We start from the raw sequence: 21,764 nt of genomic DNA on the forward strand, positions 1-21,764 counted from the left end.
AGTCTTTGAGAATATTACACAAAATCCTTATGAAAATTCCTATTTTTGCAAACGTATGAAAAGATGGTACCTTTATCCTTTTTCCCTTGGTTATCATTTGGTAACGGGTATCCGAAACACAATGTATGATCTGGGAGTTTTTAAGACAACTAAGTTCAAGACCCCGATAATCAATGTCGGAAACCTTTCTGTGGGCGGAAGCGGAAAATCGCCTATGGTGATGTATCTTGCCCAATACCTGTCCAAACACTACAGGACAGGCGTACTTTCACGTGGGTACGGAAGACTGAGCAAAGGCTACGAAGTAACGAATTATGACAGCAATTATAAAGTAGTGGGCGATGAAGCCATGCAGCTTTTTGAGCGTTTCAAAAATCGTTTCGTCATTGCTGTTTCAGAAGAAAGAGTTCCCGGAGCGAAAAAAGTGATCGAAGATATGGACCTGGATGTCCTTGTTCTGGACGATGCTTTACAGCACAGAGCAATCAAAGCCGGATTCAATATTCTGATGACTGATTTTAATGATCCTTATTTCAAAGACCACCTTCTTCCGGCTGGAGATTTAAGAGAATCCCGAAATGGTTCCAGCAGAGCAGACATCATCATGGTCAGCAAATGTCCGGATGAGCTTACCGAAGAAACCAAACGATATTATATTTCGAGGATAAGACCTTCCCACAAACAGAAAGTTTTCTTTTCCTCCATCGGCTACGATGAAAATGTGTACGGAAGAGATAAAATGCTTCCGGATAACAACCTGAATTATTACGACATCCTTCTGATCACGGGAATTGCCAATCCTAAACCTCTTCTTGAGCATCTGGCCAAATTCTCACAGCGGGTTAAGCATTTAAAATTCAGGGACCACCATAATTTCACGGATGATGACATCAAAAAAATCATCGCAGAATATAAAAAATTAGGGGAATACAAACTGATCCTGACGACGGAGAAAGATTATGTACGTCTGAAAACTTTTGATTATCTTAGAGAAATTGTTTACTACTGGCCGATCAATGTCATCATTGATAAAAAGGAAGAATTCAACCAAATCATCTTAGATTATGTTAGAAAAAATTAAGCAGACTGCAGATTTCATTCACAATATTATCAAAGAAACTCCGGATTTTGCGATCGTTTTAGGATCCGGACTGGGAAAACTGCAGGACGAAGTGGAAGCTATTCATGTTCTGGAATATCCTGAAATCCCCAACTTTCCGCAAACTACTGTTGTCGGACATGGCGGAAAATTAATTTACGGAATCCTCGAAGGCAAAAAAGTTTTAATGATGAGCGGACGCTTTCATTATTACGAAGGCCACTCCATGGAAACCGTGACTTTTCCGATACGGGTTTTTCATCTTTTGGGTATTAAAAACCTCATCCTTTCCAATGCCTGTGGCGGTGTCAATCCTGCTTACAGCGTGGCAGATGTCGTTATTTTAAAAGATCATATCAATATGATGCCTGAACATCCGCTTCGTGGCAAAAATATTGAATCGTTCGGACCCCGTTTTGTGGATATGAGCGAGCCTTATAACAAAAAAATGATCGAAGTGGCTGAAAAAGCTGCTGCCGAACAGCATATTAAAATTCATCAGGGTGTTTATGTAGCCTTACAGGGACCTACCTTTGAAACTCCTGCAGAATACGGAATGATCAAAGCTATCGGTGGCGATATGGTAGGAATGAGCACCGTTCCTGAAGTAATTGTCGCCAGACATATGTCAATGGATGTTTTCTGTATCTCCGTGATTACAGATCTTGGTGGGCCGGATATTGCCTTAGCCGTTTCTCATGAAGAAGTTCTGAATGCGGCCAATAAAGCTATGCCGAACGTGATTGCTGTAGTGAAAGGCCTGATTAAAAACTACTCCTAGATCTTTATAGAAATTTTCAATTCATAAATTTTTCCTAATTCATCAGAAATCAATCCCAGATTGCGTTTCATTGTTTAGATTTGTATAAATGAAATTGAAAGAATGAAAAAGTTAGCATTCATTTTTATGATCAGTGTTTTCGGTCTGAGCTATGCACAACAGCAGCCGAAAGTACTTAAAACCTCTTTCTCCAAGGAAGCTTTAGTACAGAAGCTGGAAGATGAGGAAGGGAAAAATATCACCATTCAGCAGATTCTTGATCAGCATAAAGGAAAAGTTTTAGTCATTGATTTCTGGGCCGGATGGTGCAGAGACTGTTTAAAAGCACTTCCGAAAGCGGAAGAACTTGAGAAAAACAATCCCAATGTAGATTTTGTATTTCTGTCCCTGGAAAGATCGAAAGAAGGTTTTGACAAAAGTCTGGACCGATTCAATATGAAAGACAAAGACAATTATTGGTTTGCTTCAGGATGGAAAAATGATTTCAACAATTACGTTGACCTGAACTGGATTCCAAGATATATGGTAGTGGATCAGAAGTCTTCTATTGCAAAATATTACGCTATTTCTCCCGAAGATCCGGAGATTCAGGAAACCATAAACCGTCTTTCAAAGTAATGATTACAAGAGAAGCTACAGAACAGGATCTGAAGGTCCTTTTAGAATTCGAGCAGGGAATTGTCCTTGCAGAAAGACCATTTAACAGCACGCTGCGTGATGGAGAAATTCATTACTACGATTTGCTTCAACTGATAAAGTCTGAGGATTCCTTAGTACTGGTGACGGAAGAGAATAACGAGATCATCGCATCCGGCTATGCCAGAGTTAAGGAACCGGGAAATGATTATTCTAACTTCGACCGATACGCTTATCTCGGTTTTATGTATGTAAAGCCTGAGCACAGAGGAAAAGGGGTGAACAAATTAATTCTTGACGAACTGATCAATTGGTCAAAATCCAAAGGTCTTTCTGAAATAAGACTCGATGTCTATTCCCAAAATGAATCTGCTGTAAAAGCTTATGAAAAAGCAGGCTTTGATTCATTATTGGTTACCATGCGAATGAAAACCTGATTAGAATTTAATTCAAAATAAATGAATCCATATCTTTGCGGTATGGATTCTTCTTTTCCCACCCGTAAAATTTCTCCTTAAATCCAGTTCCTTGCCTCATTAATCTCCTACATTATATCGCGTTTATTTTTTATGCTTTGCCAGCAGATAATAAATCAATTTGTAGGTTTTTGATACTGTTGTAAATAAAATAACCAAAAAAATATCAGCAAATTATAGTACGACAAGTTTTGTCGTTACCTGCTTCTACATTTGCATAAGAGCAACAAAGAATATGTAAAACCACGCAGAACGACTAAAACATAAAAAATGGAAAAATTGGATGACGAATCCGGAGATTTATCAGGATTTAAAATTTTGTCTTTCGAAGAAGTAAACAAAGGATTTAAAGGAAATAAAAATCCTTTGCAAGGGCTTTCAGGAATACAAAACTCAGAAGGAATTGAGACTAAAGATGATGAGTACATTAACCTTACCCAATTGTTGGGAGATATAAAATCTAGTTATAGTGGTGGAAAGGGAGAGCATATGCCCTATGTATTCAACGAATATTTTCAAGATATAGCGCAAACTTATATCATGGATGGAGAAAAGCACATTGGTGTTTCCGCTAAGATCTACCTCAAAAACGGAGTCGTAAAAGTTTCTCAAAACATGGGATTAGACAAGCCCCGCATGGAAGTTTTTTTTGATGAAGATGACAAGCTTACTTATGCCCTTACATTCCGTTATGATGATACTATGCAGGATGCCATAGACCTGAAGACGCATTCTTTTGTAGAATACAAAAATCTTTTACTCTATCTGGGGTATGGAAATGTGGAGACAGATTATGATGCCTCAACATTTTTCATCAAAGAATTTACCCGTTTTTTAGAAGGATCCGGAAGAGCAGATGATTTATACAAAGTATATGGAGATTTGCCCACGAGTTTTATTATAAAAATACATCTTCCTACTGAAGTAGTGGTCAATCATCTGAAAATATTAACAAAAGAAGATAATTCAGGATGGTTTAGCTGGACAAAAGATACCACTTCCCTTTTAATAAAAGTAATGGGAATGTTCAGGAAATTTCAGGAAGCAACAGATTATTTTTGGAAAAATCCCAAATTGCTCACTGAAATTTATGATAACCTGGATGGACATTCAGAAGTACTGGGACAGTTTAAATCCAACCGAATTCTTTTTGCTTCCGTCCTGAATGTATTTGCCCAAAGAGACGTCAATTCTAAAAGTAAAATAACTAAAAATGTTCTTTTAAACGGGAATGGTTATTTTATAGAAAGTAATATTCTGGAATTGAATGACACCGTGAATACCATCAAAGGAATTATGAGTTTCGACTGGGATTTCGACTATAAAGACACCATCTTTCTGCAACAGAAAAGAAAAGTAAAACAGCAGGTAAAAATAGTATCAAAAGAAGGAGATCCGTTGGCAGAAGAAACGGTAACTCAAGATATAGATCCGGGCTATTTTTATCATCCTATGAATCTGGTTCATTTTACAGATAAATCGCAGGAAAAAGCAAATCTGGTAACCGCTTTATTTATAAAAGCGATTGCAGATGAGCAAGAATGGGCAGAAGTAATGCAGAATATCCGTATTGGCGGTGATATTGTTGCTATTATAGCAGGATTTATGACGATGGGACTTACCGGAAACCTTTCTGTATTGGCTATTGCAGATATAGGATTGGCAAGTATAGATTTAGCATTAATGAATGAGGATGTAAAAAAATGGATAGCCGATCTGCCCGGAGGAAAATGGTTTGTAGAAAACTGGGATACCATTTACGCTTTGGTAGGAGCAGGAATTTTAAGTGCTGTGATGATTGAGGGAATTCTCACCCATGGTCCAGCCCTTTTGGAAAAGATAAAAAGTATCAAGAATTTGAACGGAAATTATCTTATTTTTACGCAACAGCTGGAAAAACTGATTACAGAATTAGAAGCCTATCGTCTGAGAAATCCAGGCAATGTGCTAGAAGAAGTGGTTCTGGTGGGTGAAAAAAACGGGCTTTTGAAGAAACTGTTAAAACCGTTTTTAGGAGCAGATGCCAATTTAGAATATATTATAGAACAACTAGGTAAAAGAAATATTTCAGTAAAAAAGGCAGGAGATAATTTTTATAAAGTTTATTACAAAGATGATTTAGTAATTTTAGCATCTGAAAAAGAAACTGGAGTTTTTCTAAGAAACAATTTCTATAAAACAGAAACGCAGCTAGAAGAAATCGTCTTTGGTGGGACCAGTAAAAAATTATTTTCAATATGGAAAATAAATTTAAAAGAAGGAAGGTATAATTGTGTGAATTGCACTATAGCTACAGATGCTACATTAGCAGGGAGACCAACTTCTGCATTACCATATACTATTCAAACAAGATTCAGAAACGGGAAATGGGAAAATTATACTTCCTTTAATAAGGGTACAAAACTTAATGTTTTAGAAACGGAATTTGGTTCTAAATTTTCAGACTGGACAACGGACTTGGATATTTTATTACAAGATTTAAAACCTGGAAAAAGAGGTATAATTGCAGGTATCAAAAAAGGAAAAAACGAAGGACATGTTTTCAATGTAGTTAATGAAAAAGGAGTGATTAAATATTTAGATGGCCAAACAGGTAAACGAACTAAATTAATCTATGATTATTATCAATTTTTACCAACAAATTAATTAAAAAATTATGTACACAAAAGAACAAGCAAGAGAAAAAATGCAACGTTTTGTAGATTATCAAAATAATTTAATTATCTGGAACAAAGAAGGTGAGCCTGATATTATAATATACGATAATGACACAAAAGAATATCCATTTGGTTGGATATTTCACTGGCAGGTAAAAAATATCACAGAAGATCATTCTAACTTTTTATTTGGAAACGGACCTATTATTATAGAAAGAGATAGTCTTAATATGTACCAATTAAAAACAGCTATTTCTACTGAAGAGAATATTGAATTGTATCAAAAAGATAAAAATAAATTACTACAATTAGAGGAAGATCAGGACGGTTTTTTTGATCCTGTAAATGTTTAATTTTTCAAGCTGAAAAACTTCAAATGAAGTTTTGACTCTCTATTCGTTACATCAAGAACGAAAACCTGGTTAGAATTAACTTCAAAATAAATGAATCCATATCTTTGCGGTATGGATTCTTCTTTTCCCACCCGTAAAATAATTCATGTCGATATGGACGCATTTTATGCTTCCGTGGAACAGCATGATGATCCTTCGCTTAAGGGGAAACCTATTGCTGTGGGAGGAGAACACCGTGGTGTAGTTTCGGCGGCAAGTTATGAAGCACGAAAATATGGTGTGCGCTCTGCTATGCCCAGTAAAACGGCTAAAGAGAAATGTCCGCATATTATTTTTGTTCCGCCGCGTTTTGCCCGTTATAAGGAAATCTCCAAACAGATCCGGGAAATTTTTCATGAATATACAGATCTCGTAGAACCTCTTTCTTTGGATGAGGCCTATCTGGATGTTACCGAAAATAAAAAAGATATTGAATCTGCCAATCAGATCGCTAAGGAAATTCGTCAGAAAATATTTGAACAAACCGGCTTGACTGCTTCTGCAGGGATTTCTGTGAATAAATTTCTGGCAAAAGTGGCTTCCGACATCAATAAACCGAACGGACAAAAAACTATTCATCCTGATCGAATTGAAGGTTTCCTTGAAGAACTTCCCGTCGAAAAATTTTATGGCGTAGGAAAGGTTACAGCTAACAAAATGTTTAGTTTAGGCATTTATAAAGGAAAAGATTTAAAGAAAAAATCACTCGAAGAACTGGTAAGGCTTTTTGGAAAATCGGGTGGCTATTATTACAATGTGGTACGTGGTATTCATAATTCTGAAGTGAAACCTCATCGCATCCAGAAAAGCGTTGCCGTAGAAAGGACCTTTTTTGAAGATCTTTTTGATGACCAGGAAATCAATGACAAACTGGAACATTTGAGTCAGGAACTCCATCAGCGTCTGCAAAAGAATAATATCCTCGGAAGAGCTTTGACTTTAAAAATTAAGTATAAAGACTTTTCACTTTTTACAAGAAGTTTTACGAAGGAAGACTATTTCACTTCTCCTGAGCAGTATTTCAATACCGGAAAAAAACTTTGGGAACTCAGGCCTTTCGATAAGCCTGTAAGATTATTGGGGCTATCGCTCTCCCATCTCAACACGGAAGAGAAAAAGCAGGTTTCTATTCAACTAAAAATCCCGTTCGAGGAATTTGAGAATCAATAGATAGAAATTTTTCACTATCTTGTAGGAAACCAATCCAAATCACAGCCTATGAACGCGACAATGATTCAATTTTTTCACTGGTATTCTGAAGGAAACGGGAAATTATGGAAAGAAGCAGAAAAACAGGCAGCCCATCTGGCAAAATTAGGAATCACTTCGGTATGGTTTCCTCCCGCTTATAAAGGCACAAACGGAGGTTACTCGGTAGGTTATGATGCTTATGATTTGTATGACCTTGGAGAGTTTGATCAGAAAGGAAGTCTTCCTACCAAATACGGAACCAGAAATGATTATTTAAAAGCCATCAAAGCTTTAAAGAAACAGGATATCGGAGTCATCGTTGATATTGTTCTGGGACACAAGGCCGGCGGTGATGAACTGGAAAAGTTTAAAGCGGTAAAAGTTGATGAAAACAACAGGGAAAAAATTATTTCAGATGTTATCGAAATAGAATCCTACACTCAATTCACTTTTCCCGGAAGAGGAAAAAAATATTCAGATTTTGAATGGAATTTCACGTGTTTCAGCGGTGTGGATTTTGCCGAAGGTATGGATTCCCACATCTATAAAATACAGTCTGAATACGGTAACGACTGGGAAGAAATGATTGACGATGAGAAAGGAAACTACGATTATCTGATGTACAACGACATCGAACACCGTAATCCGTTCGTTCGTGAAGAGCTCAACACCTGGGCTGAATGGTATTTTAATCTGACTGATTTCGACGGGGTAAGACTGGATGCCTTAAAACATATTTCCTTTGATTTTTATAAAGAATGGCTAACGATGCTTCGCTCCAATTCCGGAAAAAACATTTTTGCAGTCGGAGAATACTGGGCTCCCGGACAGCTGAATCTGCTTCAAAAATATATTGATGTCACGGAAGGATGCATGAGTCTTTTTGACAGCTCACTTCAGAATAATTTCCACACTGCTTCCAACGAAGGCGGCTCCTATGATCTTCGAAGAATTTTTGACGAAACGCTTACCCAAGCAGATCCTATGCATTCAGTCAGTCTTGTGGATAATCATGACACGCAGCCTTTGCAGGACCTCGAAGCTCCGGTAGAATCATGGTTTAAACCATTGGCTTATGCTTTAATTCTGCTTCGTGAGAATGGTTATCCGTGTGTATTTTACCCTGATCTGTATGGTGCTCATTATACAGACAAAGGCGGAGATGGTAATGATCAGGAAATTTTCCTGGAAAAAGTAGATGGCATTGAAGAACTTCTTATCGCTAGGAAAGATCATGCTTACGGTGAACAAAGGGACTATTTCGAAGATGCCAACTGTCTTGGCTGGACGCGCGAAGGAGATGACGAGCATTCCGGATGTGCTGTGGTCCTAAGCAATAAAGAAGCTTACAGCAAACCTATGGAAATCGGGAAACGTTACGCTGGGAAAAAATTCCATGACCTGCTTAAAAGGATGGAAGATGAAGTAATCATTGATGAGAACGGATGGGCAAATTTCCCGGTTCCTGCAGGGAATGTGAGTGTCTGGATTTCTGAATAATTCTACAAATAAAAAAACATACATGACCGGATAATACTTTGGTCATGTATGTCTTAAAATTATACTGATACGATCGTTCTTAGCAGAATATGTATCGGCAATTCTCCATATTGATGGCCCATTCGCAACAGAAGCCATCTTCGTTGGAAGTACAGCATACCCTGTCACGGATAGGTCCTCCTCCTTTTAAGTTCTTAAGTTCTTCTCGATTGAGTTTTCGTGCATTTGATTTCATAGTTAATGTATTTTAAGATTTGTTAATCAAATATAAATAAAATATCATCATAGCATTGAAAATTATTCACAAATACATGATTTAGTCTATCAATTTCATAAATAAACAAGGAAATAAACTTTAGAAGTTAGGCAATACATATCAACTGATTTAAAACTAAATTTTTCGGATCCTTAAAATTTCAGGCCTCTCAGAAGTGTCTGATATTTTTCCGGTTCTGGCAAATTCTGCCCAAAGCGCTCTCAGCTTTTTACCATTCTCATGAATATACGCCCACGGAATATCTTTCAGCAGTTCTGCAGATTTCCAGGCTTCTTCATTCCCAAAGACCAAAGGAAGATCGATACAATGTGCAGCCCCAATATGATTGTGTTCCGATTCTGAATGAATTCTGAACAGATAAACGTTTCCTCCCGCTTTTGCATAATTTTTAGCAAATTCTTCTGCCGGCTTTCCATAGATGAATTCCGTAGTTTTTCTTACCGCTTTATCTAAAATGATCAGGCCAAATCCTTTTCCGAAATATTTATTCAAAGCATCCGATGTTTTGAGATAGAATGCCGTTTCATTGTCATTTAAACCAATCAATACATCATATTTCTCTGCATTGGATTTCCACTTTTCCACCGCTTCATTTTCCTGACACAAAGGAGGAAAACCATATTGTGTTCCGAAAGGCATCGCCGCCTTCAGTCCGTATTTAATCACAGCCGGTACATGTTTCCGGTATTCTTCTGCCATTTTTAAAACATCTTTTTCATCTTTAAGAAATTCAGTTTTCTTGAGAAACTCTGTAGACATTTTCTGCCTGCTGTGGCGCAGTCCCAAAGGCGCACTCTGAATAATCACCCGTTTAAACAAACCTTCAACACCTTCGGAAATCATCAGGTGAGCAATGGCATCACCACCTGAAGACTGGCCTAAAAGTGTGATATTTTCAGGATCACCACCAAAATCTGGGATATAGTTTTTGATCCATTTTAAAGCTTCAATGATATCAAACAGTCCCAAATTAGCCGGTCTTTCTTCATCTCCTCCGAGAAAACCAAAGAGGCCAAGTCTATAGGAAACAGTAACCACAATGATGTGCTGTTCTTTTACCCAGTCACTGGGGTCAGAAGTGGGTAAATCACCACAGCCGATCTCATGGGAACCACCGTGAATCCATACCACTACTGGAAGATTTTCGTTGTCTGTGAAATTTTCAGGACTGAATACAGAAAGAAACTGCGTAGATTCATCCGCATCAAAATCTTCAATATGAGTAGGCCCAATCATCTTTTCCACCAACGGACTTATCACCTGTGGGCAGACGGGTGTTTTATGAGGAAAAATAATTTCTGAAGCTGACGGCTTTTCAGGAACGGGTCTTTTAAACCTTTCTGAATGGGCATAGCGGATGCTTTTTGCTCTGATGATGCCATTTTCTTTCAGTGCAATAATTTTCCCAAAGGAGGTCTGAAAAATGTGAGTCTTGGTCGGCTGAACTGTCATTTTAAAAACTTTGAAAAATTTTGTCTATTAAAATTAATTCAGTTTTTTGAAATGAGAAAATTTAAACACTAATATCACTAATTTTTAACACTAATATTCACAAATGATGATGGATAGAAATGGTGCTATTTGTGAAAATATTTGTGGTATTTGTGTTTGATTTTTTAACACGAGTGACACTAATTTTTTACACTAATTTCACAAATCATTGTGGATAAAAATTGTGTTATTTGTGAAAACATTCGTGGTGTTTGTGTTTAAAACAATCAGTTTAGCATTTTATATTCACTGGGAGAAATTCCCACTTTTGCTTTGAATAATCTGGTGAAATGCTGTGGATATTTAAACCCAAGATCATAGGAAATTTCACTGATGGATTTTGCAGGATTTAAGATCTGTTCCTTCGCCGCATCAATCAGTTTATTGTGAATAAATTCCTGAGCGGACACTCCTAATTCTTTTTTGATCAGATCTCCAAAATAATTGGCTGACAGGTTGAGTTTTTCTGCAAAATAATTGACCATCGGGAAACCTATATTTTTAGGATTGTCAGATTTGAAATAGTCATCCACAAGGTTTTCAAATTTCCCGATCACCCCCTGATTGATATGATCTCTGGTAATGAACTGGCGGTCGTAGAAACGCATACAGTAATTTAAAAACAGTTCAATATTATTAACGATCAGTGATTTGCTATGTTTATCAATGGACTGTTCGAGCTCAAGCTTGATATTTTTAAAACATTCCAAAACAATTTCCCGTTCTTTTTCCGAAAGATGCAGTGCTTCATGAACGTCATAGGAAAAGAAGCTGTAGTCTTTGATATTTTTACCGAGATTGGTTCCTTTAATCAGATCGGGATGAAACAGCAACGCATATCCACCGGGCTGTATGGATTTTCCGTCATTGGTCACACCACTTACCTGTCCGGGCGCGATAAAAACCAGTGTTCCTTCCTGATAGTCGTAGCTGTGCTTGCCATAATGCATATCTCCACAGATGACATCTTTCAGGAAAACGGTATAAAAGGTATACGTTCTCCTGTACTGGCATATGGGATCGGATTTTGAAAAATCCACCACACTTACCAGCGGATGCAGGGTTTCATTGTTTACCATTTTATTGTAATCTGAAACACTTTTTATATTATCAACTTCCTGATCTTGCATTGACTATCTTTTTAAACTTATTCAAAATTACCACTTTCCTGCGTACCATTTATAGGGTCTGTAAAATTGGTAAGTATTTCGGTAATCTGTATAAGTCGTGTTTATCTAAAAGTATCGACTTTTGTACCGTTATGGAAACATTCAATACAAACATTTTTCCAAAAGGAGAAAAAGCCCCTGCAGCTTATTTTTCCGGCGGAACAGCCTGGGTACAGATTTTAAAACCTAATGAAGATGATCTGAACTGCCAGATCGGAAACGTTTCTTTCGAACCCGGATGCAGAAATAACTGGCATACTCACGGCGGCGGCCAGATTTTAATCGTAACTTCAGGAACAGGATTTTATCAGGAAAAAGGGAAACCGGCACAGGTTTTACGCCCAGGAGATGTGGTGAATATTCTTCCTGATGTCATCCACTGGCATGGTGCAGGTCCGGATGGTGAATTCACCCATATTGCCATCAATCCCAATACTCAAAACGGTATTGTAGAATGGCTGGAACCTGTAAGCGATGAGGAGTACAACAATTTATAACTGAACTTAATTAACTTAAATCAAATAAACCCAACCAAACCAATGAGCACATTAACAGTAAAAGCCTTCGGAGCTGAGTCTACGACGGCAGACCTTAAAGAAATGACTATTGAAAGAAGAGCAACCACTCCCAAAGATGTAGAAATTGAAATTCTATACTGTGGAGTATGCCACTCTGACCTCCATACGGCAAGAAATGACTGGGGCGGATCTTTGTATCCTGTGGTTCCGGGACATGAAATTGTCGGCAGAATTACCAGTGTAGGAAGTGATGTTTCTAAATTTAAAGTAGGCGATCTTGCTGCGGTAGGATGTATGGTAGATTCATGCGGCCACTGCGACAGCTGTAAAGAAGATCTGGAGCAATATTGCTTAAACGGATTTACAGGAACATACAACGGAAAGGACAAACATTTGGGAGGTCACACTTTTGGCGGATATTCTCAGAAAGTAGTTGTAGATGAACATTTCGTGTTAAGCGTTCCTGAAAATCTTGACCTTGCTGCAGTAGCACCGCTTTTATGCGCAGGAATCACGACATGGTCTCCATTGAGACACTGGAACGTAGGACCTAACTCTAAAGTAGCTGTTGTAGGATTAGGCGGATTAGGACATATGGCGATCAAACTGGCAAAAGGATTAGGAGCTGATGTGACTTTATTCTCAAGAACTCCGGGAAAAACGGAAGACGCCAAGCAATTGGGAGCTGATCACGTGGTTATTTCAACCGATGATTCGCAAATGGATACTGTAAAAGGAAAATTTGACCTGATCATCGATACGGTTCCTTACGAACATGATATCAATCCTTATATGCAGACGCTTACTCTGAACGGAACTTTGGTTCTTGTAGGATTTGTAGGTGAATTCAGTGAGACTGAAGTGAGCACAAGACCAATGATTTTCCAACGCCGTTCTGTAGCTGGTTCATTGATCGGAGGTATTGCGGAAACTCAGGAATTACTGGATTTCTGCGGAAAGCATAATATCGTTTCAGATATTGAACTGATCAAAATGCAGGATATCAATGAGGCGTATGAAAGAATGATCAAAAGTGACGTGAAATACCGTTTCGTTATTGATATGCAATCTTTGTAATGCCCCATATATTTTAACAGAAAGACTGCCTTTGGGTGGTCTTTTTTTGTTTTTGGTGTATTTTTTTAGGTTTTGGCTAAAGCCAATTTCGATGCGGGTTAGGTTTAAACGGGCTAAAGCCCGTTTCTATTGAATTTCATCTTGAAACCGTTAAATGCCATTAGATAGATTTTGGCTAAAGCCTTGAATATAATTTTCATAAAAAAACGGGCTAAAGCCCATTCCTATTGAATTTTACCCGATTAATGTAAAATTGTGATATGTTCATCCTAGACCTTTATCATAAATACATTTTACATTAATACATTATACAAAAAATCACTTATACTCCCCCTTCATATCAAGGAACGCCCAATCAGCTAAAGCCGCAATCACGGGAATCAGGCCGGTACCAGCTTTGCTTAATTTATAAGTAACGTGAGGTGGGACTACAGGTTTTGCGGTTCTTATGACTAATCCGTCCGCTTCCAGCTGTTTCAGATGCTGGATCAGTACTTTTTCTGTCACGGCGGGAATAGCTCGTTTTAATTCGCTGTATCTTTTATCACCGTTGGAGAGCTGGTATAAAATAATCGGCTTCCAGTATCCTCCGATTTTTTCCATTACATAGGCAACAGGACACTTATCCAGTGCATATTTTTTGTTTTGCTGAATGGTAGAACTTTCTTTAATGGCTGTCATAATCTTACATACTTCAGGGTAAGTACTTGTATAAAAGTAAGTACAAATATACCTTTGTTATCAGAATAAAAAAATATTTATTATGAAAATTATCATCACAGGTTCAGTAGGAAATGTAGCCAAGCCATTAACCCAGCAACTCGTTGCGGAAGGACACGATATTACGGTCATCAGCAGTAATGACTCTAAGATTGGTGAAATTGAATCTATCGGGGCTAAGGCTGCCATCGGTTCTATTGCAGATCTGGATTTTTTAGTGAAAACATTTGAAGGCGCTGATGCTGTTTTTGCGATGACCCCTCCAAATATGGGTGCTGTGAATATTGTTGAAAACACGGTGAATGCTGGTAAGAATTACGCTGAAGCTATTAGAAAAAACCATGTAAAAAGACTGGTTATGCTAAGCAGTATCGGAGCTGAATCTCCTGTGGAAAACGGTCCTATCAAAAGTCTTTACCACATTGAAAAATTTTATAATGACATGGAAAACACATCGGTCACTTTGTTAAGAGCCGGATATTTTTATTTCAATTTCTTTAATGATATTCCTTTGATCAAAGGTGCCGGAATTATGGGTGGAAATTATTCAGGAGACATCAGCATTCCATTGGTTCACCCGAATGATATTGCCGCAGCTGCAGCTGAAGAATTATTGAAAAATACAGATGGTAAAAACATAAGATATATTGTAAGCGACGTTCGTAAAGCGGCTGATTTTGCCCACGTTTTCGGTATTGCGATAGAAAAACCGGAATTGCCATGGGTAGAGTTTTCCGATGAAGATTCTTTAAACGGAATGCTGCAGGCTGGCCTTCCACAAGAAATGGCTGAGCTGTATACTGAAATGGGAAGAGGGGTGAGAACGGGTGTTGTGCAGAAGGATTTTATTGAGCACAAAGCTTCTGTTGATGGGAAGATTAAACTGGAAGATTTCGCGAAAGAATTTTCTGCAAAATTTAATTCTTAAGGTTTTTAAATTCTTTTGTCTTGAAACAAACGAATCAAAAGCTAAAAATAAATCTTTATTAAAAAGTTTCGGCGCACCTGCGGTGCGCCGAAACTTTATCTTTAACTCAACCTTTCAGTTAAATTTTCAATCTGAATCTTAAACTCAGACTCAATCTATTTATTTTTTTCCTTTAAAACTTCCTTTAAAACCTTCAATTTTCCATCGATAGGCTGGTCATTTTTCAAACCTAAAATTTCAGTCACCAAAGGATAAACATTGACATTCGCAAATTCATCGATAACCAGATTGTTTTTAAATTCCGGGCCCCACGCAAAGAAAGTAGCTTTCATTTCAGGGACTATTTTGGGGTCGTAGCCATGTTTTCCTACGGATGTCTTTTTCCCTGCTTCCAGGAATATTTTCGGAGCTTTTGGAATCAGAAGGATTTGCCCTATTCTGTCGTATTGATCGTCTCTTGTCGCGAAATGTAAATATTTTGGCAGTCTTTTATCAAGATACACTTCGTAATCTGATGTTTTGTTAGCTTTCAGTTCTTTGTATACTTTTTTAACCTCAGCAGGATTTTTAACATAAACTCTCAATAAAGTCTGAGAATTGTAAAAATCAAATCTGGATTTATCTAAAAGCATTGCGGGAATTTCCAATGGAGCGCCGCCATCCACTTTGATCATCCCATGATCGGAAACAAAAATAAAGTTAACATTTTTTAGTCCAAGATCATTGACTTTCTGAACCAAATCTCCAATAGCCTGATCAACCAAATGAACGGCAGTTTCTGTTTCCTGAGCATCTGGTCCGTAATGATGTCCGCTTCCATCTACTTCAGGGAAATACAGTGTGATAAAGTGAGGCCTCGTTTCTGCCGGTAGCTTCAACCAATTAACTACTTTGTCTACTTTTTCCGAAGGCTTAAACTTTTCATGATACGGATAATAATACGAAGGTCGCATTCCTCCTGCATCGCTTGCCGAGCCGACCCACATTAAAGTCGCAGAAACCATTCCCTGTTTTTCTGCCATTGCCCAAAGCGGAGTTCCTCCATACCAGCTTCCGTCTTCAGCATTTTTCTTACTGTTCATCGCATAGGGCTCTTTCCGTTGGTAATCGTAGAAAAAATTATCGATCAGTCCGTGATGGGACGGATAAAGTCCAGTAATCAGGCTCCAGTGATTGGGGAAAGTAATACTGGGATAACTAGGGATCATGGCTTTAGCCTGTACACCGCCGGATGAAAGTTTCAAAAGATTTTCTGCCTGGTATTTTTTTGCATAATCATAACGGAAACCGTCTGTAGAGATCATGATTACATAAGGCTTAGTCTGCGCCTCAGCACTGTTGATACGCCCGGAAACGACTACCTGGGCCGTATCCACTTTTGCCTGCTGGGCGTAGATCGCCAGAGAAAAAAACAGCAGAACAATTTGTATTCCTCGCTTCATTGTCAAAATTTTCGCCAAAGTTACGGCCAATGAAGCTCCTGAAAAAGTTTATCAGATTAAAAGTATATTAAAACATTGAAGTTGGGAGGTCTGAAGCTCGAAGATAGAAGTCACTGAAACTTGAAAGCATAACTACAACCTGTTTTTTTTAGATTAACTCTTTAAATTAATACCCAATAGTAACTTCCAGCTTCCCTCTCTTACTTAAGCTCTCTCTTCATTTCAAACTGCGACACCCAGTTTTTAAGGCCTATTGTATTTCCAAGAAAAGCTGCTGTATTTTCTGAAGTCTCATCTACATTATTAGCAGATATAGCCTGTCCATCAATCATCTCTCCTATCGCGCTGAAAAGCTGTGTTCCGATGCCCTGATTTCTGTAATTCTTATCAACAGCTATCTGATAAAGCTTTCTCACTTCCGGGTTGTAAATGGCGTATCCAATAAGTTGCCCGTCTTTATAGGCTCCAAGAATTTTGCAATCCTCAAGAATTCCATCCAATACAGGTATCGAGCTCTGCCAGGATGGTTCTATATCCCAGAAAGACCGGAGTGCCTCCCATTGAAAGGTTTCTATATCTTTTATTACGATTTCAGGATTTCTTTCTTTAAGATCAATAATTCCGTTAAAACAAAGAAGTCTCCGAACGATTTTGAACCCCAAATTTTGATAAGCTCTTATGGCAGGATCGTTCCCTTCAATCACTTCTAAGATCAGCACATCTGTTTTTCTTTCATTGAATAGGGGAAGCCTGTAATCATACATTTTTCTTACGAGTCCCTGTCCTCTGCATTCCTTGATGACTCCTGTTCCTGCATTATATACAATACGTTTTCCATTTTCCTCTTTTTCAGCAAAGAGAATAAACCCTGCCAGCTTTTCTGATTCGAAAGCCCCTACAGACAATTTCATATCTATTTTATCTGCGGTTATTTTTAATTCAAGTTGTTCTAATGACAGGTGAAAAGGAACGATATAATCTGAAAAAGAGGTGTTGAATACAGCTAAAAGTTCTTCTGTAGTGGTATTTTCTAAGCTTCTGATTTCCATACATTAATTTTAAATCATTTACTATTAACCGAATAAGAAATTCGATAGAGATTTGTTCAGCAACAAAGATATAAAAACCGTTCAATCCCTCTACCCATCAGCATTGTTAAATATTGCAATAAAAAATGCCTCCGGATATCAGAGGCATTTATATGAATGTTTTATACTTTAATGTATTTATTCTTTGATCAGTTTTTCATAAGACAGGCTTCCGTCTTTTAATGTGATCTCAAAATAATAGATTCCAGATTTCAGATCTCTGACATCTATCTTTTCACCGTCCGGTTGTACCGTCCTTACCTTTCTACCCGCAGTTTCATAAATATCGATAGACTTTATTTTATCTGCATTTTTAAAGCTCACCGTTTCTTTGGCAGGGTTTGGATAAAGACCTACTTTCTTGCTTTCTGCAACAACCTCGCTTGTGCCCAATACGCTTCTTGTAAGGGCAGCATAGCCTCTGTTTGCGTTATGGTAACCTAATAACTGATTCCCTGCTCTTCGGGCATAGAATACATTGATCGTGGAAGTATCATTGGTAAACACGTGATCTCCTAATCCACCGGTAAGACTTCTGGTTGCCACAAGGGTTCTTGTCGTTCCGGAAACATTATCAGTTGTAACGGTCCAGTCCTGTGCAGGGTCTGCCTGAGGAGTAGTCATTCCAATAAAATTAAAATCTCTGTTGGCAGAATTTGAATTATAAATAAATCCGTCTGATCCGCTGGCCATTCCGCCAGTATCTACTCCGTTTCCTCCGAACCCTATTCCCAGCATTGAGTTGCTGTCACCGGTTAGCGTAAGGGTTACCTGAGTAGCGGTCGTTACAATCTTTACGGTCATGCCGGCAGCAGGAAGACTGACCGTTCCTGTGGAAAACTGTGCCCATACCAGATTGGCAAGAGCTAAACTGAATGTTAGTAAAACTTTTTTCATTTTAATTTTTTAGTAGGTTGATGATTTCTTTGTTGTTGGTTTGTAATGCATATTCAAAAGGGGTCATTCCCATTGAATCTTTCCTGGATTTATCTGCTTTATGTTTAAGCAGTAACTCGATCAGCTCTTTGTTCCCGAACTTTACGGCCCAGAACAAAGGCGTTGCTCCGGTAGAATCAGCGATGTTGGGATCAGCATTTTTACTTAACAGGTAAGTGGTCAGCTCTTTATTATATTTTACAGAAAGCCCGGCTAAAGCGGTTCCTTCCTGGCTTTTATAATTGACATCTTTTACATTGTCCATCAAAAATTTAGCCACTTCCGTATTTCCTCTGTAGCATGCGAGGATCAGGGGAGAAAAGCCATTTTCATTGGTTTTGTTGATAATATCCGGATCCTGTTTCATGAGATCTTTGACTTCAGCTAATGTTCCGGTTCTGGCAACATCAAATATAGATTTTGCTTTTTCCTGGGCAGATGCAACCGAAAAACTCAGGAAAATACCGATGATAAGAAGTACGTTTTTCATTGTTTTGCCATTACATAATTATACTCCACTTTTACATTTTCTGCGACTTTCTTGGTCACCATTTTCGGAATGGTCACATTGTGGTCTACAGGTCTTGCCATAAAGCTTCCCTGCATGTATATTTTCCCGTCTTTGGCATAAACCGTAGCTGCAGAAGTAACTGCTTTATCTACGCCATGAAAATTCAGGGTTCCCTGAACGGTGTATTTTTGTGGTGAAGCGCTCAGTTTTGTTTTATCAAAATTGGCGATCTTTCCTTTGAAGGTTGCTTTAGGATATTTTGCGGTCTCGGCATAGCTTTCGTTGAAATGTTCTTCCATTAATTTGGTTTTAAAATGGAAATTTTTCACGACTGAAACGGAAGCCATTTCACCGTTATCGGCATTCAGGATCACTACATTATTATCATCCTTCGCGTACACATCTTCGAACAACGGAACGGATGCCTCAAAGGTTACATTCCCTGTTTTGGTGCTGTATTTCTGTGCTGAAACCCATCCGGAGAAAAACAGCACGGCACTCATTAATACTAATCTTTTCATATCAAATATTTTTTAATTTTCAGCAAGCCCGTCGGCTTTCCATTTTATGAAGACATTGATTTGGGTCTGTGATAAAGATCCGCCCTGTGGCATTTTTCCGGCGTCTCCATTGGGTCTCTGTATCCTGTTGAGAATACCGTCTATATTATTCTTTACATCGCTGTAAGTAACCAGAGGTTTAAAGCTTCCTGCACCGTGGCAGCTGATGCAGTTGTTGTCCACAATAGTTTTCACCTCAGCATTGTATTTTACCGTTACCGTAATGGGTGTATTATCCGAAATCTCTTCATAGGTCCTGCTGTCACAAGCAATGAACAAAGCGGCTGATGACAATATGTATAGTATCTTTTTCATCTTAAAAAACTCTATAAAGGTTAAACCCAAAGAATATCTGCCCTTTTCCCCACTTGCCTGCTGCATTGGAAAGATACCCGATATCTGAATTGATCTGGGAATTCGAGAACAAAAGCTGGAACACGTGTCCCCCGGTTTCTATATCCATCCCTAATGAAAGAGGATTTTTATAGTAACTGTGATTGTCGAAATTCACAAAATACTCTGCGTTGAGAGAAATTCTTTTGGAAATTTTATAACGGCCTCCCAATCCGGCAAGAAACTGATTCTTGTCTTCAAGGGCTGGATCGTAAAGGTTTTTATGAATGTATGAAGGAGTTAGCTGCAGAGAAAACTTTTCGTTGAATCTTCTTGAAATCAGCGCCTGGGTAAGATAAGCAAGCCTGTCTCCGAATTTGAGGTAAGGATAGTTGTCTTTGTCCAGATCTGTATTTACAGCCATCACGTTGTACCCTACAATGTCTACAGGACTTTTTTCAGTCTGCTTTACCAGCTTATACTTTACAGCGCCTTCGAATGTTTTCATATTCGTTTCTCTGGAAAGACTGACTGAAATTCCGTCTGTAACCCCGTAGATCACCCCTAATTTGGTGGAGGCATCATCAAGGCCGAAAAAGTTTTTAAATCCTGTACTGATGTCCCCGAAACGATGGGCCACCACAATGTACCATTCTTTTTTGGCGGAAAGTTTGGTGGATTGTCCGGTGACGATCTGTAAGGCTTTAAAGGCCGGCTGGGATACTTCTGCATTGGTTTTGAGTGTGTCAATATCTTTCAGCAAGTCTTCCTGCGCGGAGGCAAGACCTGATATCAATACCGACAAAAATAAGAGAGTTTTTGTCATATACTATTTGAATTAAATTATGATATGGCAAACTTATCGAGTTATAAAGTCAAAAGTATGTGATAAAAGTCACCAGAGAAATTGTTTTTATCAATGATAAAGATAAAATCATTAAAACATCATATATTAGACTGATCTAACATTTTCATTTACAGGAATTTTGATACCTTCTTTGGTCTGAATAATTTCACCTTCATTTTCAATCTTTTTTAAAACTCTGCTCACCACTTCTCTGGAAGTCCCCAAATTACTGGCAATTTCACGGTGTGTAATCTTCAAAGGATTGTTTCCGGTAGCTGAAATCTGCTGACGGATGTAGTTCAGTACTCGTTTGTCCAGCCTGTGAAATACAGCATCATTTACCATATTCATGACATCCGAAAAACGCTTGTCATATTCATGATAAAATACCCTGTTGATTTCCGGAAACCGGATGAGCCATTCGTGGACTACTGAAACGGGGATCAGGATCACTTCAGATTCTTCCTCTGCAACGGCATATATCCTGCTGGTGTAATCTGTAAAGATAGACGAGAATGTCATCAGACAGCTGTCGTTTGGCTTTATGTAGTAATAGATGAGCTCTCTGCCATCGTTGAGGGTAAAAACTTTTATAGACCCTTTGATCAGAAACGGGACATATTTGTTTTTCTGTCCTTCCCTGATAATTTCGGTTTTTGCTTTAATGTCTGTGACTATGGCATTCGCATGCAGTTCATTCAAAAAATTTTCGCCTAGAAACCCGAATTTATTAAGAATAAATTGATTATTTATCATATCCGCTATATCATTTTCATAGCAAATATATAAAATTGGACTATTGAAATAGTAGAAAAATAACATTCTTTAATTATCTCTGTCAAAAACTTAATAATCCATTAATTAATAAGTAAATTTTAAATCAAAACTTATAGTTTAATTAAAATATATACTATAGAAAATCAATAAGTTCTTTATTTTCCTATTAAATGAGTCTGACCTGGGGATAAATTTGATTTCAAACGATCTCAAAACGCTACGATCTCAATTTTTTAATTAAGCTTAAAAATATTTTTGTCAGCAAATGTGTTTCGCTCAGCAACAACCATTAACTTTTGCGAGTGGCTTTGTATCCTCTTGCCCATGTCTAAGTTTTGGCTAGCGCATATCTTGTAAG

23 protein-coding genes are annotated in these 21,764 nt (G+C 38.0%); 11 read left to right on the plus strand and 12 right to left on the minus strand.

Annotation, left to right across the window (positions count from 1 at the left end; translation table 11 throughout):
• The first annotated feature begins 55 nt into the window (after nucleotides 1–55).
• The 8 genes from lpxK to BM143_RS16100 all read left to right on the plus strand — a co-directional run bounded on the left by lpxK (nucleotide 56) and on the right by BM143_RS16100 (nucleotide 8,732).
• Nucleotides 56–1,081, plus strand: coding sequence for a tetraacyldisaccharide 4'-kinase (lpxK, locus tag BM143_RS16065; RefSeq protein WP_090025532.1), 1,026 nt, complete (start codon nucleotides 56–58; stop codon nucleotides 1,079–1,081).
• Nucleotides 1,065–1,880, plus strand: a complete 816-nt coding sequence (locus BM143_RS16070; protein ID WP_090025534.1) for a purine-nucleoside phosphorylase — start codon at nucleotides 1,065–1,067, stop codon at nucleotides 1,878–1,880. The genes lpxK and BM143_RS16070 overlap by 17 nt, the downstream gene beginning before the upstream one ends.
• Nucleotides 1,881–1,982: 102 nt before the next feature.
• The gene (locus BM143_RS16075; RefSeq protein WP_090025536.1) at nucleotides 1,983–2,498 is read left to right on the plus strand and encodes a TlpA family protein disulfide reductase; all 516 of its coding nucleotides are present in this window, start codon (nucleotides 1,983–1,985) and stop codon (nucleotides 2,496–2,498) included.
• The gene (locus BM143_RS16080; protein ID WP_090025537.1) at nucleotides 2,498–2,953 is read left to right on the plus strand and encodes a GNAT family N-acetyltransferase; all 456 of its coding nucleotides are present in this window, start codon (nucleotides 2,498–2,500) and stop codon (nucleotides 2,951–2,953) included. Before BM143_RS16075 ends, BM143_RS16080 begins: the two co-directional genes overlap by 1 nt.
• Before the next feature lie 309 nt (nucleotides 2,954–3,262).
• The gene (locus tag BM143_RS16085) at nucleotides 3,263–5,638 is read left to right on the plus strand and encodes a toxin glutamine deamidase domain-containing protein (protein WP_090025539.1); all 2,376 of its coding nucleotides are present in this window, start codon (nucleotides 3,263–3,265) and stop codon (nucleotides 5,636–5,638) included.
• Nucleotides 5,639–5,648: 10 nt separating this feature from the next.
• Entirely contained in the window at nucleotides 5,649–6,002 is a 354-nt protein-coding gene (locus tag BM143_RS16090) for a hypothetical protein (protein ID WP_090025540.1), read from the plus strand.
• A gap of 111 nt (nucleotides 6,003–6,113) precedes the next feature.
• Nucleotides 6,114–7,211 carry a DNA polymerase IV gene (gene dinB, locus BM143_RS16095; protein WP_047456595.1) on the plus strand — a complete coding sequence of 366 codons (1,098 nt, stop codon included), beginning with the start codon at nucleotides 6,114–6,116 and terminating at the stop codon, nucleotides 7,209–7,211.
• Between the two features lie 48 nt (nucleotides 7,212–7,259).
• Nucleotides 7,260–8,732: an alpha-amylase gene (locus BM143_RS16100; protein ID WP_090025542.1), complete on the plus strand. Its 1,473-nt coding sequence runs from the start codon at nucleotides 7,260–7,262 to the stop codon at nucleotides 8,730–8,732.
• A gap of 79 nt (nucleotides 8,733–8,811) precedes the next feature.
• Here BM143_RS16100 and BM143_RS24040 read toward each other — a convergent pair whose 3' ends face one another.
• The 3 genes from BM143_RS24040 to BM143_RS16110 form a co-directional block, all read right to left on the minus strand.
• On the minus strand, nucleotides 8,812–8,967 hold the full coding sequence (locus BM143_RS24040; RefSeq protein WP_165571853.1) for a hypothetical protein: 156 nt from the start codon (nucleotides 8,965–8,967) through the stop codon (nucleotides 8,812–8,814).
• Between the two features lie 156 nt (nucleotides 8,968–9,123).
• The gene (locus BM143_RS16105; protein WP_090025543.1) at nucleotides 9,124–10,461 is read right to left on the minus strand and encodes a carboxylesterase family protein; all 1,338 of its coding nucleotides are present in this window, start codon (nucleotides 10,459–10,461) and stop codon (nucleotides 9,124–9,126) included.
• 266 nt (nucleotides 10,462–10,727) lie between these two features.
• The gene (locus BM143_RS16110) at nucleotides 10,728–11,630 is read right to left on the minus strand and encodes a helix-turn-helix domain-containing protein (protein WP_034723422.1); all 903 of its coding nucleotides are present in this window, start codon (nucleotides 11,628–11,630) and stop codon (nucleotides 10,728–10,730) included.
• 131 nt (nucleotides 11,631–11,761) lie between these two features.
• Here BM143_RS16110 and BM143_RS16115 point away from each other — a divergent pair, with 131 nt between their 5' ends.
• Together BM143_RS16115 and BM143_RS16120 are read left to right on the plus strand one after the other, a co-directional pair.
• Nucleotides 11,762–12,166, plus strand: coding sequence for a cupin domain-containing protein (locus BM143_RS16115; protein WP_090025544.1), 405 nt, complete (start codon nucleotides 11,762–11,764; stop codon nucleotides 12,164–12,166).
• A gap of 42 nt (nucleotides 12,167–12,208) precedes the next feature.
• Nucleotides 12,209–13,264, plus strand: coding sequence for an NAD(P)-dependent alcohol dehydrogenase (locus BM143_RS16120; protein ID WP_047456603.1), 1,056 nt, complete (start codon nucleotides 12,209–12,211; stop codon nucleotides 13,262–13,264).
• A 318-nt stretch (nucleotides 13,265–13,582) separates the two neighbouring features.
• Here the strand turns inward: BM143_RS16120 and BM143_RS16125 are convergent, their stop codons facing one another.
• Entirely contained in the window at nucleotides 13,583–13,945 is a 363-nt protein-coding gene (locus BM143_RS16125; protein WP_034723417.1) for a winged helix-turn-helix transcriptional regulator, read from the minus strand.
• Between the two features lie 82 nt (nucleotides 13,946–14,027).
• Here BM143_RS16125 and BM143_RS16130 point away from each other — a divergent pair, with 82 nt between their 5' ends.
• A complete protein-coding gene (locus tag BM143_RS16130; RefSeq protein WP_090025546.1) occupies nucleotides 14,028–14,912 on the plus strand; it encodes an NAD(P)H-binding protein in 885 nt (294 codons plus the stop codon).
• A gap of 155 nt (nucleotides 14,913–15,067) precedes the next feature.
• Here BM143_RS16130 and BM143_RS16135 read toward each other — a convergent pair whose 3' ends face one another.
• From BM143_RS16135 to BM143_RS16170, 8 genes are all read right to left on the minus strand, one after another.
• The gene (locus tag BM143_RS16135) at nucleotides 15,068–16,354 is read right to left on the minus strand and encodes an alkaline phosphatase family protein (protein ID WP_090025548.1); all 1,287 of its coding nucleotides are present in this window, start codon (nucleotides 16,352–16,354) and stop codon (nucleotides 15,068–15,070) included.
• 200 nt (nucleotides 16,355–16,554) lie between these two features.
• Complete coding sequence (locus tag BM143_RS16140) at nucleotides 16,555–17,403, minus strand: GNAT family N-acetyltransferase (RefSeq protein ID WP_090025549.1); 849 nt, start codon at nucleotides 17,401–17,403, stop codon at nucleotides 16,555–16,557.
• A gap of 177 nt (nucleotides 17,404–17,580) precedes the next feature.
• Nucleotides 17,581–18,339, minus strand: a complete 759-nt coding sequence (locus BM143_RS16145) for a T9SS type A sorting domain-containing protein (protein WP_090025551.1) — start codon at nucleotides 18,337–18,339, stop codon at nucleotides 17,581–17,583.
• Between the two features lies 1 nt (nucleotide 18,340).
• Nucleotides 18,341–18,868 (minus strand): ankyrin repeat domain-containing protein, encoded by a 528-nt coding sequence (locus BM143_RS16150; RefSeq protein WP_090025552.1) that lies wholly within the window; start codon nucleotides 18,866–18,868, stop codon nucleotides 18,341–18,343.
• Nucleotides 18,865–19,410, minus strand: a complete 546-nt coding sequence (locus tag BM143_RS16155; protein ID WP_090025554.1) for a YceI family protein — start codon at nucleotides 19,408–19,410, stop codon at nucleotides 18,865–18,867. Before BM143_RS16155 ends, BM143_RS16150 begins: the two co-directional genes overlap by 4 nt.
• A gap of 12 nt (nucleotides 19,411–19,422) precedes the next feature.
• A complete protein-coding gene (locus tag BM143_RS16160) occupies nucleotides 19,423–19,764 on the minus strand; it encodes a c-type cytochrome (RefSeq protein WP_228430868.1) in 342 nt (113 codons plus the stop codon).
• Between the two features lies 1 nt (nucleotide 19,765).
• Nucleotides 19,766–20,608, minus strand: a complete 843-nt coding sequence (locus tag BM143_RS16165) for a DUF5777 family beta-barrel protein (RefSeq protein WP_072921419.1) — start codon at nucleotides 20,606–20,608, stop codon at nucleotides 19,766–19,768.
• Between the two features lie 126 nt (nucleotides 20,609–20,734).
• Nucleotides 20,735–21,385, minus strand: coding sequence for a Crp/Fnr family transcriptional regulator (locus BM143_RS16170; RefSeq protein ID WP_090025556.1), 651 nt, complete (start codon nucleotides 21,383–21,385; stop codon nucleotides 20,735–20,737).
• Nucleotides 21,386–21,764 lie beyond the last annotated feature (379 nt).

Source organism: Chryseobacterium oleae (assembly GCF_900115055.1).
In the GTDB taxonomy this organism is placed as follows: Bacteria; Bacteroidota; Bacteroidia; order Flavobacteriales; family Weeksellaceae; genus Chryseobacterium; species Chryseobacterium oleae.